Annotated in this window: 12 protein-coding genes and 1 pseudogene; 7 read left to right on the top strand and 6 right to left on the bottom strand. The window is 63.0% G+C overall.

Annotated elements, in window-relative coordinates; genetic code table 11:
* Positions 1–29: 29 nt before the first annotated feature.
* A complete protein-coding gene (locus ACZ2IA_RS10430) occupies positions 30–1,199 on the bottom strand; it encodes an isovaleryl-CoA dehydrogenase (RefSeq protein ID WP_470292515.1) in 1,170 nt (389 codons plus the stop codon).
* Between the two features lie 89 nt (positions 1,200–1,288).
* Positions 1,289–1,720, bottom strand: coding sequence for a MerR family transcriptional regulator (locus ACZ2IA_RS10425; protein ID WP_470292514.1), 432 nt, complete (start codon positions 1,718–1,720; stop codon positions 1,289–1,291).
* 125 nt (positions 1,721–1,845) lie between these two features.
* Between ACZ2IA_RS10425 and ACZ2IA_RS10420 the strand changes: the two genes are divergently transcribed.
* The 3 genes from ACZ2IA_RS10420 (at position 1,846) to ACZ2IA_RS10410 (ending at position 4,672) form a co-directional block, all read left to right on the top strand.
* Positions 1,846–3,534, top strand: coding sequence for an AMP-binding protein (locus ACZ2IA_RS10420; protein ID WP_470292513.1), 1,689 nt, complete (start codon positions 1,846–1,848; stop codon positions 3,532–3,534).
* 29 nt (positions 3,535–3,563) lie between these two features.
* Complete coding sequence (locus tag ACZ2IA_RS10415) at positions 3,564–3,938, top strand: PaaI family thioesterase (protein ID WP_470292512.1); 375 nt, start codon at positions 3,564–3,566, stop codon at positions 3,936–3,938.
* 86 nt (positions 3,939–4,024) lie between these two features.
* Positions 4,025–4,672: a UPF0149 family protein gene (locus ACZ2IA_RS10410; RefSeq protein WP_470292511.1), complete on the top strand. Its 648-nt coding sequence runs from the start codon at positions 4,025–4,027 to the stop codon at positions 4,670–4,672.
* A 130-nt stretch (positions 4,673–4,802) separates the two neighbouring features.
* Here the strand turns inward: ACZ2IA_RS10410 and ACZ2IA_RS10405 are convergent, their stop codons facing one another.
* The 4 genes and pseudogenes from ACZ2IA_RS10405 to ACZ2IA_RS10390 all read right to left on the bottom strand — a co-directional run bounded on the left by ACZ2IA_RS10405 (position 4,803) and on the right by ACZ2IA_RS10390 (position 8,274).
* Positions 4,803–5,483: a S66 peptidase family protein gene (locus tag ACZ2IA_RS10405; RefSeq protein ID WP_470292630.1), complete on the bottom strand. Its 681-nt coding sequence runs from the start codon at positions 5,481–5,483 to the stop codon at positions 4,803–4,805.
* A pseudogene (locus ACZ2IA_RS10400) lies at positions 5,460–5,792 on the bottom strand (LD-carboxypeptidase); the annotation flags it as partial. The gene ACZ2IA_RS10405 and the pseudogene ACZ2IA_RS10400, both read right to left, overlap by 24 nt.
* 119 nt (positions 5,793–5,911) lie before the next feature.
* Positions 5,912–6,346, bottom strand: a complete 435-nt coding sequence (locus ACZ2IA_RS10395; RefSeq protein WP_470292510.1) for a GNAT family N-acetyltransferase — start codon at positions 6,344–6,346, stop codon at positions 5,912–5,914.
* A 143-nt stretch (positions 6,347–6,489) separates the two neighbouring features.
* Complete coding sequence (locus tag ACZ2IA_RS10390) at positions 6,490–8,274, bottom strand: acyl-CoA dehydrogenase C-terminal domain-containing protein (RefSeq protein WP_470292509.1); 1,785 nt, start codon at positions 8,272–8,274, stop codon at positions 6,490–6,492.
* 219 nt (positions 8,275–8,493) lie between these two features.
* On the opposite strand from ACZ2IA_RS10390, the gene ACZ2IA_RS10385 reads away from it, so the two are divergent.
* The 4 genes from ACZ2IA_RS10385 (at position 8,494) to ACZ2IA_RS10370 (ending at position 12,870) form a co-directional block, all read left to right on the top strand.
* Entirely contained in the window at positions 8,494–9,063 is a 570-nt protein-coding gene (locus tag ACZ2IA_RS10385; RefSeq protein WP_470292508.1) for an NUDIX domain-containing protein, read from the top strand.
* Positions 9,038–9,355, top strand: a complete 318-nt coding sequence (locus ACZ2IA_RS10380; protein ID WP_470292507.1) for a PilZ domain-containing protein — start codon at positions 9,038–9,040, stop codon at positions 9,353–9,355. The genes ACZ2IA_RS10385 and ACZ2IA_RS10380 overlap by 26 nt, the downstream gene beginning before the upstream one ends.
* Positions 9,356–9,554: 199 nt before the next feature.
* Positions 9,555–11,483: a PrkA family serine protein kinase gene (locus ACZ2IA_RS10375; protein ID WP_470292506.1), complete on the top strand. Its 1,929-nt coding sequence runs from the start codon at positions 9,555–9,557 to the stop codon at positions 11,481–11,483.
* Between the two features lie 112 nt (positions 11,484–11,595).
* The gene (locus ACZ2IA_RS10370) at positions 11,596–12,870 is read left to right on the top strand and encodes a YeaH/YhbH family protein (protein WP_470292505.1); all 1,275 of its coding nucleotides are present in this window, start codon (positions 11,596–11,598) and stop codon (positions 12,868–12,870) included.
* Positions 12,871–12,886 lie beyond the last annotated feature (16 nt).

Below are 12,886 nucleotides of genomic sequence, written 5' to 3'. Positions count from 1 at the left end.
TGCGGTGGCAGGGCCCGGCGGCGCGGTGATTAGCGGGTTTCGGCCATCAGCTCGCGGCCAATCAGCCAGCGGCGGATTTCGCTGGTGCCGGCGCCGATCTCGTACAGCTTGGCGTCGCGCAGCAGCCGGCCGGTCGGGTACTCATTAATGTAGCCGTTGCCACCCAGGCACTGGATAGCGTCCAGCGCCATCTTGGTGGCGTTTTCGGCGGCGTACAGGATGGCGCCGGCGGCGTCCTTGCGGGTGTTGCGGCCCGCTTCGCCGCGGTCGAGCGCCTGTCCCACCGCGTAAACATAGGCGCGGCTCGCCGACAGCGTCACGTACATGTCGGCGAGCTTGCCCTGCATCAGCTGGAAGTCGCCGATAGGCTGGCCGAACTGGGTGCGGTCGGTCAGGTACGGCACCACTACGTCCAGGCACGCCTGCATGATGCCGAGCGGGCCGGCGGCCAGCACCGCACGTTCGTAGTCTAGGCCGCTCATCAGCACGTTGACGCCTTCGCCGACGTTGCCCAGCACGTTCTCGGCCGGCACTTCGCAGTCGTCGAAGAAGATCGGGTAGGTGTTGGAGCCGCGCATGCCGAGCTTGTCGAGCTTGCTGCCGGCCGAGAAGCCTTTGAAACCCTTCTCGACGATGAAGGCGGTGATGCCGCGCGGGCCGGCGTCGACGTCGGTCTTGGCGTACACCACCAGCACGTCCGCGTCGCCGCCGTTGGTGATCCACATCTTGCTGCCGTTGAGCACGTAGTGGTCGCCCTGTTTGTCGGCGCGCAGCTTCATGCTGACCACGTCCGAGCCGGCGTTCGGCTCCGACATTGCCAGCGCGCCGACGTGCTCGCCCGAGATCAGCTTGGGCAGGTAGCGGGCCTTCTGTTCGGCGGTGCCGTTCTTGTTGATCTGGTTCACGCACAGATTGGAGTGTGCGCCGTAGGAGAGGCCGACCGAGGCGCTGGCGCGGCTGATTTCCTCCATCGCGATCATGTGCGCGAGATAGCCCAGATTGGCGCCGCCGTATTCTTCCTCGGCGGTGATGCCGAGCAGGCCCAGCTCACCGAATTTGCGCCACAGGTCGGCCGGAAACAGGTTGTCGCGGTCGATGTCGGCAGCGCGCGGGGCGATTTCGCTGTCGGCGAAGTCCTTGATGGTGTCGCGCAGCAGCTCGTAGCTGTCGCCGTGGCCGAAATTCAGGCGGGTGAACATGGGGCTTCTCCTCGTAGACTTGGGCGTGTTGTGCTTCTATCTTTAATTACGCTTACGTAAACGTCAACTATATGGCGTAAAAAACCGCCTCAGGCGGTCTGCGGATGCTGGGTCAGTTCGTCGATCACGCTGCGGCAGTGCACTTCCAGCGAGTCGATCTCGGACAGCACCGCGTCGATGTCGCGGCGTTGCTCCTCGAGCTGCTGGCGCCGTTCGGTCAACAGCTGCAGCAGTTTCAGCGACTGGCTGGCCTCGTCGCGCGCCAGCTCGTACAGGTCGAGAATCTCGCGGATTTCCGACAGCGCGAGGCCGATGCGCTTGCCGCGCAGGATCAGCTTCAGCCGGGCGCGGTCGCGATGCGTATAGACGCGCTGGCGCCCCTGGCGGGCGGGCAGGATCAGGCCCTGCTCCTCGTAGAAACGGATGGTGCGCAGCGTCACGTCGCATTCGCTGGCAAGATCCGAGATGCTGTACTCCGCTTGCTCGGCCATGATGGAATCGTCCTGTATCGAATGCAGCATTGTAGCGTTTTTCCCGCGGAGGCCAACAGTTGCCGTGACTTACGTTTACGTAATAGTCATTATTGTCGGCGGCAACAAGCCCCGGCCACGCTAACGACTCACGATAACAACGAGGAGGATCACCCATGCCCCAGTCGAGTTACGTCCACGGCGCCAGCGCTACGCCCCTTATCGGTGAGACGCTGGGCGCCTACTTCGACGCCGCCTGCCGGCGCTACGCCGAGCGCGACGCGCTGATCGTTCGGCAGCAGGGCACGCGCTGGAGCTACGCCGAGCTGCGCGAGCAGGTCGACCGGCTCGCGTGTGGGCTGTTGCGGCTGGGCCTGGTTCCCGGCGACCGGGTCGGCATCTGGTCGCCGAATAACACCGAATGGGTGCTGGCCCAGTTTGCCAGCGCCAAGGCCGGCCTGGTGCTGGTCAACATCAACCCGGCGTACCGCCGCGCCGAGCTGGAGTACGCGCTGAACAAGGTCGGCTGCCGGGCCTTGATCGTCGCGCCCAGCTTCAAGAGCAGCGACTACCTGGCGATGATCAACGATCTGGCGCCGGAGCTGCCGGGCTGCCCGGCGGGGCAATTGCGTTCGGCGGCACTGCCGACGCTGGAGGTGGTGATCCGGCTCGGCGACGAGGCGGCGCCGGGCATGCTCAACTTCCCGGCGCTGCTCACCGAACCGAGCGCGGCCGAACGCGCAAGCCTCGCCGAGATCGGCGCCAGCCTGCAGTTCGACGAGCCGATCAATATCCAGTTTACCTCCGGCACCACCGGCAGCCCGAAGGGCGCCACGCTCAGCCATCACAACATCCTCAACAACGGCTTCTTCGTCGGCGAGGCGATGCGCCTGGTGCCGGGCGATAGGCTCTGCATCCCGGTGCCGCTCTATCACTGCTTCGGCATGGTGCTCGGCAATCTCGCCTGCCTGAGCCACGGCGCGACGATGATCTACCCGTCCGAGGCGTTCGAGCCGCTGGCGGTGCTGGAAACGGTGGCCGCCGAGCGCTGTACCGCCTTGCACGGCGTGCCGACGATGTTTATCGCGCTGCTCGACCATCCGCGCTTCGGCGAATTCGACCTGTCTTCCTTACGCACCGGCATCATGGCCGGCAGCCCGTGCCCGATCGAGGTGATGCGTCGGGTGGTCGAGCGGATGCACATGGCCGAGGTCACGATCGCCTACGGCATGACCGAGACCAGCCCGGTCAGCTTCCAGAGCGCCACCGACACGCCGATCGACAAGAAGGTCGGCACGGTCGGGCGCATCCATCCGCACCTGGAGGTGAAGCTGGTCGACGTCGACGGCCGCATCGTGCCGCGCGGCGAAACCGGCGAGCTCTTGACCCGCGGCTACTCGGTGATGCTCGGCTACTGGGGCGACGAGGAGAAGACCCGCGAGGCGATCGACGCCGCCGGCTGGATGCATACCGGCGACCTGGCGGTGATCGACGAGGACGGCTACTGCAATATCGTCGGCCGCTCCAAGGACATGGTGATCCGCGGCGGCGAGAACGTCTATCCGCGCGAGATCGAGGAATTCCTCTACCGCCACCCGAAGATCCAGGACGTGCAGGTGATCGGCGTGCCGGACGAGCGCTACGGCGAGGAGCTGTGTGCGTGGATCCGGCTGCGCGACGGCGAGACCGCCACCGAGGACGAGATCCGCGCCTTCTGCCAGGGCCAGATCGCGCATTACAAGATTCCGCGCTATATCCTGTTCGTCGAAGCGTTTCCGATGACGGTGACCGGCAAGATCCAGAAATATCTGATGCGTCAGGCCAGTAAGGACAAGCTGGGGCTGACCGAGCAGCGCACCGCCTGAACCGTTCGGCCAACCTAAAGGAGCTCATCATGAAATACACCGGCCAGATCGAATTCACCCTCATCGAACAGACGCCGGCGCGAGTGGTCGCCGAGATGCCGGTGCTAGCCGGCATCCTCAACCCGCACGGCATCGCCAACGCCGGCGCCATCGTCTGGTTTGCCGACGTCGCCGCGTCGGTGCTGGCGTTCGGCGGCAGCGACTTCGACGAGAGCCGCGGCGCGTTTCCGCTGGCGATCAACCTGAACGCGAGTTTCCTCGGCAATCAGCAAGACGGGGTGTTCACGGCCATCTCGGTGTTCGTCAAGAAAGGGCGGCGGTTGTCGGTGGTGCGCACCACCGTCACCGGCGACGGTGGCCGGCTGATCGCCGAGATCACCACCAGCCACCTGCCGGCCGGTTGACGCCGTTCGGCTTCCCGCTCATGGCCGGCCGGCCCGAAAACAGGCACAATCCGTGCCGTTAACCGAATACTGTAAGGATGCACGAGATGACCGCAATGAGCGCCGAAGCGATCGACCGCCTGGAAACCCTGCTGTCCGGCCGCGCCGAAGACGGCGACACGATGCGCCTGGACGAAGTCCAGGGCTTCTTCGTGGCGCTGGCCAGCGGCCCGGATGCGCTGGATGAGGCCGAGTGGATGCCGCATGTGCTGGGCACCAAACACGGCTACAGCGAAGCAGAACTGACCGAGCTGCAACAGCTGCTGCGCACCATGATGGCCGACGTCCAGCAGACGATGGCCGAAGGCCGCGAGATCGACCTCACCCTGTACGAGGGCGACGACGGCGAGGCCGACTACCTGCCGTGGTGTAACGCTTACCTGTTCGCGCTCGACGTGGTCGATACCGACTGGTTCGAGGTCGAGGACGAAGGCTTCGAAGACCTGCTCTACCCGATGATGGCGCTCGGCGGCATGTTCGAGCAGGACGGCGAGGTGCTGGTCGAGCTGTCCGAGGAGGACCTGGACGAGCTGAAGGACGAGCTGACCGTGTCGCTGCAGGCGGTCTACAACTACTGGCAGGCCAAGAAGGCCGCGCCGACCACCGTCCGTCGCGACGGCGACAAGGTCGGCCGCAACGATCCATGTCCGTGCGGCAGCGGCAAGAAGTACAAGGCCTGCTGCGGCAAGAGCTGAGCCGGTCTGGTGACGAAAAACCCACGCTTGAGAGCGTGGGTTTTTTTTCATGTCCGACAGGGTTCGGCCAAGCTTGGCAGATCGCGGTAGCTCCAGGCCAAACCGGTGACGGGGAAGTGTTAGAGGAGAGTCAGATCAACTGCTGGCGGAGGCTGGCCCGCGCCCCGGTCACGCTGACGGTGGCCAGAGCGCCATTGACCAGCAGCCATTGCGGCGGAAGATGGCCAATGTCGGCATCGAGCAGCACCGGGCAGGGCAGGTCGCCGAGTGCACTCGTAACGGCATCAAGATAAGCGAGCCGGTCCGGAGCCGCGGCATCCGGCCCGCTGTTGCGCCCCAGCAGCACGCCGGAGAGCCCATTGAACCAGCCGTTCAGGCGCAGTCCCCACAGGGCCCGGGCCAGTTCGCACGGCGCCATCTCGGCGTTCTCCAGATATAGGATCACGCCGTCCTGGTGATGCCGGGCGATGAAGCTCGGCACGTCGCCGTAGCGGCTGCCGGCCAGCCGACCGATGGTGTCGAGACAGCCGCCGATCAGCCGGCCGGAGAACTGCTGTGCAGCAGCGGGGTCGGCCGATGAATGCAGCAGGCGCACCGAAGCCGGTTCGGCCAACTGCAGCGGCGCGTCCGGCTGCACGGCCCACGACGGGCCGTGGCGGTGATGCGCCGGCGACGACGGCTGGCTAAACGCGCTGCCGGCCGGTAGCGCCAGCCGATCCAGTGCGCCGGCGGTCAGCGGTTCGACCTCGCCCGGCACCAGTTGCATCAGGTTGGCTCCGTGCGCGCTGGCCCAGCCGGCACCCAAGATCAACGGCAGCAGCACGGTGCTGACGTCGGAAAAGCCCAGTAGCCACTTGGGCGGCAAGGCGGTCAGCCGTTCGAAGTCGAGCAGCGGCAGTAATTCGATCGCCAGTTCGCCACCCCACGGCGGCAGCACCGCGGCGATGCTCGGGTCGATCAGCGTCGCCATCAGTTCTTCGGCGCGTTCTGCCGGCGGTGCGCTGGCGTCCTTATATTGGCGACGCAGGCTGCGGCCCTCGACCACCTGATAGCCTCTGGAGCGTAGCCCGTCGAGAACCAGTTCGAGTCGGGGGGGGGGGTAACGGTGCGGCGACACCGGAAGAGAAGGCGACGACGGCGATGCGGTCGCCGGCTTGCAGCGGGCGGGGGTAACGGATCATAGCGGGGAAGTGTGGGGAGGGCGGCCAATCTACTATTAATAGGTTGGCCGAAGGAGACTCAGGCGGCGCAGGGCTGGGTCGGTTGGATCTGCAGGTTGACCGCGTAGTCGGCGAAGCCGATGCGTTTCCAGAAGCACAGGCCGCCGGTATTGCGCGACTGGACCGTCACCGTCAGCTTGCGGTTGCGCGGCAGCTGTTTGCGCAGCAGGTTGAACGCGGTACGGCCGTGGCCGCAGCGGCGGCGTTCGGGGGCGACGAAGAACGGCTGCAGCACCAGTTCGTCGCCTTGTTCATGCAGCAAGGCATAACCGAGGTCGCCTTCCGCATCGCGGAACATATACAAGCGGCTGTCGCCGTCGTGCAGCAGCGTCTGGCGCTGCAGAATGGCCAGCAGTTCCTCGAGGGTGGGGCTCTTCCCCTGTTCTTCCTGGAGCTGGCGGGTCCAGCGGGTGAGTAGGGCGGCGTCGGCCAGGGTGGCGGTGCGGATTTCCATTGTTGTCTCCTTTGCTACTTTTGTGCTCGGTCTTTATGCCGATAGAATCATTTTGCTACGCGGTTCGGTGTTTTATCAATATCTTGACGTAAAAATAAAAGCGGCCCACCTGGGCCGCTTTGGAAATGACTTCCGTTTTGTGCTTACTGGAAAGCGAAATGCTCGGCGTCCAGCGCCATCAGCGGTGTCGCGCCACTCTTGATGCTGGCCATTAGCCCATACACTTCCGGCAGCAGTTTGGCGAAGTAGAAGCGCGCGGTGGTGATCTTGGCATGGTAAAACGGCTCGGCCGTATCGCCCCGGTCAAGCGCGACGCGCACCATCCGTGCCCACAGCCAGGCGTAGGTGAGGTGGCCGATCACGCGCAGGTAATCGGTGGCGGCGGCGCCGGCCTCGTCGCGGTTCTTCATCGCCGCCATGCCGATGTGCATGGTCAGCTCGCCGGTCTCCTTCAACAGCTTCATCAGCGGCTCGACGAATTCGCGCATCCGCTCGTCGCCTTCCTGCTCCTTGCAGAACGCCACTACCATGCCGCTGAACTTGCGCAGCTTCTGTCCCTGGTCGAGCAGCACCTTGCGACCGATCAGGTCGAGCGCCTGGATGCCGTTGGTGCCCTCGTAGATCTGCGAGATGCGGCAGTCGCGCACCAGCTGCTCCATGCCCCATTCGCGGATGAAGCCGTGGCCGCCGAGCACCTGCATGCCGAGGTTGGTCGCGATATAGCCGTTGTCGGTCATGAAGGCCTTGGCCACCGGGGTGAGCAGGGCGACCAGGTCGGCCGCCTCCTGGCGCTGGTCGGCGTCCGGATGCTTTTCCTCGATGTCGAGTTGCAGCGCCAACAGCGCGGTCAGCGCGCGGCCGGCCTCGGTGTAGGCCTTCTGCGTCAGCAGCATGCGGCGCACGTCCGGGTGCACGATGATCGGGTCGGCGGCCTTGTCCGGGAAGGCCGGGCCGTTGGCCGCGCGCATCTGCAGGCGATCCTTGGCATACGCCAACGCGCCCTGGAACGACGCTTCGCCGAGGCCCAGCCCCTGCATGCCGCAACCGAGGCGCGCCGCGTTCATCATGGTGAACATGCAGGCCAGGCCCTTGTTCGGCTCGCCGATCAGATAGCCCTTCGCGCCGTCGAAGTTGAGCACCGCGGTGGCGTTGGCCTTGATGCCCATCTTGTGTTCCAGGCTGCCGCAGAACACGCCATTGCGGCTGCCGTCGGCGTGGAACTTCGGCACGATGAACAGCGAAATGCCCTTCACGTCCTTCGGCGCGTCCGGCAGGCGCGCCAGCACCAGATGGATGATGTTGTCGGCCAGATCGTGCTCGCCGGCCGAGATGAAGATCTTGGTGCCGCTGATCGCGTAGCTGCCGTCGCCGTTCGGTTCCGCGCGGCTCTTCAACAGGCCCAGGTCGGTGCCGCAGTGCGGCTCGGTCAGACACATGGTGCCGGTCCATTCGCCCGACACCAGTTTCGGCAGGTAGGTGTCTTTCTGCTCGGCGGTGCCGTGCGCGTGGATCGCCGCGTACGCGCCGTGCGACAGGCCCGGGTACATCGACCAGGCGACGTTGCTCGAGGTCAGCATTTCCATCACCGGGAACGCCAGCGTCTTCGGCATGCCCTGGCCGCCGTAGGCCGGGTCGCAGTCCAGGCCCGGGAAGCCCAGCTCGCAGTATTGCTGATAAGCTGCGGCGAAGCCCTCCGGCGTGGTCACGCTATGGTCGGCCGGGTTGAAGATGCAGCCGGTCTCGTCGCCGCTGCGGTTGATCGGGGCGAGCTCGTTTTCGCAGAACTTGGCCGCGGCCTCCAGGTAGGAGGCGTACACGTCTTCGGTGGCGTCGGCGTAGCCGGGCAGCGTCGGAATGATCTCCTGGACCTTGATCAACTCGTTGAGTACGAAGGCAAAGTCACGCAGCGGGGCGGTGTAGGCAGGCATGCTGAAATCTCCGTTGTGTAGGCCGTGGCGAGGCACGACGCGGGTATAAGGTGCCGGTTGCCGACGCGGCAATCGGTGAACTATCAAACGCTTGTTTAAATTATTTGTCCGGCTTTGGCAAGGCAAAGTTGCAGCGCCGTGCAATTGCTGCCATGCAATATCCAACGTTGGCCGAAGCGTCGCCAGCCGGACACCGTTCATCTGTCAGAAAGGAAATCCGTGGAGCTTGTCGAAACCCCACTCGAGGAAGTCGTCTCCTACCGGGGGAAATTTCTCACCCTGCGCCGCGACAAGGTGCGCCTGCCCGACGGCCAGCAGGCCGAGCGCGAGTACCTGCTGCACCCCGGCGCGGTCGCGGTGCTGGCGCTGACCGAAGATCGCCAGCTGGTGATGGAACGTCAGTATCGCTATCCGGTCGGCCAGGAGTTTATTGAGATCCCGGCTGGCAAGAGCGATCCGGACGAGTCGCCGGTCGTCACCGGCGAGCGCGAACTCTATGAGGAAACCGGCTACCAGGCGGCACGCTGGACCTTCCTCGGCACCGCCCACCCCTGCATCGGCTACTCGAATGAGGTGATCCACTACTTTCTCGCCGAAGAGCTAAGCCTGACCGAACGGCAGCTGGACGACGGTGAATTCCTCGAGGTGCTGACCTTGCCGCTGGTCCAGGTGCAGACCATGTCACTCGACGGGCGGATTACCGACAGCAAGACGATTGTTGGCCTACACTGGTTAACAGCGTATCTCTCGGGCTCGCTCAAAGGTGAACTACTCCTTCCTGCCGCGTGAACTGCGTTCGGCGCGTCGAATCCCGCTCGGGTGCAAGGCACGCATCAAGTCCCTGTTCAGTGGCCAAATCTCTTACGGCCACTGCGTCGACTTGTCGGTCGACGGCATCGCCCTGCGTTCGTCGTTCGTTCCCCAGCAGGGGGAACGGTTGAGCGTCGTGCTGCTGCCGCTGTCGGTCGTGGGCGAGTTGGTGCAGCCGTTCTACCTGGATATCGAGGTGTGCCGCTGCAGCGAAATCGTCAGCGGGGTGCTGTACGAGATCGGCGCGGTGATCGTCGAGCGAGAGATCTGAGCGCGGTTTTTTCCCGCCTGGCCACGGCATTTTGAATCCCCGAATTTTTTTTGTGGATTGCCGTTGGCATGGGGGGGCTGTGTGCTATACCCAAATCAAAGAAGAACCGTCACAGTAGCAAACACTCTAATTCAACAAGGGGATCGCGAGATGCGTGGCGCAACTCGTGCGCTCCCCTGTATGAGCCAGGAGGCGAGCCATGCAATCGGATATCTTCAGCCACTACTCTGCCCGCTACGACCGCACCCGCGAAGAGGAATTCACCGTCCAGGAATACCTGGAACTGTGCAAGCGCGAGCCTGCGGCCTACGCCACGGCGGCGGAACGCATGTTGATGGCGATCGGTGATCCGGAGCTCATCGACACCCGGCACGACTCCCGCCTGTCCCGCCTGTTCTCCAACAAAGTGATCAAGGTCTACCCGGCCTTCCGTGAGTTCTACGGTACCGAAGAGGTGATCGAGCAGGTGGTGGCGTTCTTCCGCCACGCCGCGCAGGGCCTTGAGGAGAAAAAGCAGATTCTCTACCTGCTCGGCCCGGTCGGTGGCGGTAAATCGTCGATTGCCGAAAAGCTCAAGGAGCTGATGGAGCGGGTGCCGTTCTATTGCCTGAAGGGTAGCCCGGTCAACGACTCGCCGCTGTGCCTGTTCCACCACGACGAGGATGGCAGCATCCTCGAAGAGGAATACGGCATTCCGCGTCGTTATCTGCGCGCCATCCCCAGCCCGTGGGCGGCGAAACGCCTGCAGGAATTCAACGGTGACATCAGTCAGTTCCGCGTGGTCAGACGCTATCCATCTGTGCTCAAACAGATCGCAGTATCCAAGACCGAACCGGGTGATGAGAACAACCAGGACATCAGCTCGCTGGTCGGCAAGGTCGACATCCGCAAGCTGGAAAAATACGCGCAGGACGATCCCGACGCCTACAGCTATTCCGGTGGCCTGTGCCTGGCCAACCAGGGCATGCTCGAATTCGTCGAAATGTTCAAGGCCCCGATCAAGGTGCTGCACCCGCTGTTGACCGCCACGCAGGAGGGCAACTTCAAGGGGACCGAGGGCTTCGGCGCGATTCCATTCGAGGGCATCATCCTCGCTCACTCGAACGAGTCGGAATGGAAGCAGTTCAAGAACAACAAGAACAACGAAGCCTTCCTCGACCGTATCTATATCGTGAAGGTGCCGTATTGCTTGCGCGTCTCCGACGAGATCCGTATCTACGACAAGCTGATTCGTAACTCGTCGCTGGCCAAGGCGCCGTGCGCCCCGGGAACGATGAAAATGATGGCGCAATTCGCGGTGTTGTCGCGAATCAAGGAGCCGGAAAACTCCAGCATCTACAGCAAGATGCAGGTCTACGACGGCGAAAACCTCAAGGACACCGACCCGAAAGCCAAGTCGATCCAGGAGTACCGCGACTTTGCCGGAGTGGACGAGGGGATGAACGGCCTGTCGACCCGTTTCTCCTACAAGATCCTGTCGCGGGTGTTCAACTTCGATCACAGCGAGGTGGCGGCCAACCCGGTGCACCTGCTGTACGTGCTCGAGCAGCAGGTCGAACGCGAGCAGTTTCCGCAGGAGATTGAACAGAGATATCTGACCTTCATCAAGGAATACCTGGCGCCGAAGTATGTCGATTTTATCGGCAAGGAAATCCAGACGGCCTATCTTGAAAGCTACTCCGAGTATGGCCAGAACATCTTCGATCGCTATGTGACCTTCGCCGATTACTGGATCCAGGATCAGGAATATCGCGATCAGGACACCGGTGAAATCTTCGACCGTACGTCACTCAATGCCGAACTGGAGAAAATCGAGAAGCCGGCGGGTATTTCCAACCCGAAAGACTTCCGTAACGAGATCGTCAACTTCGTGCTGCGTGCCCGAGCCAACAACGCCGGCAAGAATCCGGCCTGGACCAGTTACGAGAAGCTGCGCACGGTGATCGAGAAGAAAATGTTCTCGAACACCGAAGAGCTGCTGCCGGTGATCTCGTTCAATGCCAAGGCCAGTGTCGACGACTCGAAGAAACACGAGGATTTCGTCAATCGCATGGTGGAAAAAGGCTATACGCCGAAGCAGGTGCGGCTGCTGTGCGAATGGTATTTGCGTGTCAGAAAGTCTTCCTGACCCCGCCGTTTGGCCGCAGGCCGCGCTGCAAGGCGTTCGGCCAACCTCGGGGACGGGGTTGGCCGAACGGTCCCGACCATAACGGGAGCATACAGATAGAGGCGAGGTGAGCATGTCGCACATCATTGACCGGCGTCTCAACGGTAAAAATAAGTCGACGGTGAACCGTGAGCGCTTCCTGCGCCGCTTCAAGGCCCAGATCAAGGAGGCCGTGTCCAAAGCGATCAAGGGGCGCAGCATCACCGATATCGAAAGCGGGGAGAAGGTCTCCATCCCCGTGAAGGATATTGCTGAGCCGGTTTTCCACCACGGCAAGGGCGGCGTTTGGGATCACATCCACCCGGGTAACGAAGAGTTCATCAAGGGCGACCGGATCAATCGCCCACAGGGCGGTTCTGGCAGTGGTGGCGGTGGCAGAGCGAGCAAGGATGGCGAGGGCGAGGACGACTTCGCCTTCGAGCTGAGCCATGAAGAGTTCATGAACGTGTTTTTCGACGATCTGGCCTTGCCCAATCTGGTGAAGAGCCAGCTTATGGGCATCGATGAGCTCAAGAGTGTCCGTGCCGGTTTCACCAACGACGGCACGCCGGCCAATATCAATATCGTCCGCTCCCTGCGCGGGGCACTGGCGCGTCGCGTCGCCATGGCAGCACCGACACTGGAGCAGATCAACGAGGCCGAGGAGGAACTCGACACCCTGCTCGAGTCGGACGAGGACAGCGACTTCGAAGTGCGCGAGCGCCGTCGCCATCTGCACCTGCTGCGCGAGCGGCTGGGCAGCATCCCGTTCATCGACCCGTTCGACCTGCGCTACAACAACAGGGTGAAACAGCTCAAGCCGACCAGCCAGGCGGTGATGTTCTGCCTGATGGACGTGTCAGGCTCGATGGACGAAGCCAAGAAAGATATGGCCAAGCGCTTCTTCATCCTGCTCTACCTGTTCCTGCAGCGCAATTACGAGAAGATCGATCTGGTGTTCATTCGTCACCATACCAGTGCGGTCGAGGTCAACGAGCACGACTTCTTCCATTCGCGCGAGTCGGGCGGCACCGTGGTGTCGTCGGCGCTCAACCTGATGAAGGAGATCCTCGTCAAGCGCTACCCGAGCGATGTGTGGAATGTGTACGCCGCACAGGCGTCGGACGGTGACAACTGGGACAGCGATTCGGCCAATTGTGCGCACATTCTGGACGAGGCGATCCTGCCGGCCTGCCAGTACTACGCCTACATTGAAATCACTGAGGGCGAGCCGCAGAATCTCTGGTACGAGTACCTGAAGGTTCAGGAACGGCAGCGCCATTTCGCGATGCAGAAGATCCATTCGGCGGGTGACATCTATCCGGTGTTCCGCGAGCTCTTCAAACGGCAGCCGACCAGTACCCGTTAGCCAATAGTCCAGGGGG

The sequence above is a fragment of the Crenobacter sp. CS_VA4 genome (genome assembly GCF_055597485.1).
The sequence above is the reverse complement of the archived record's forward strand: the minus strand, read 5'-3'. Positions and strand labels throughout refer to the sequence as shown.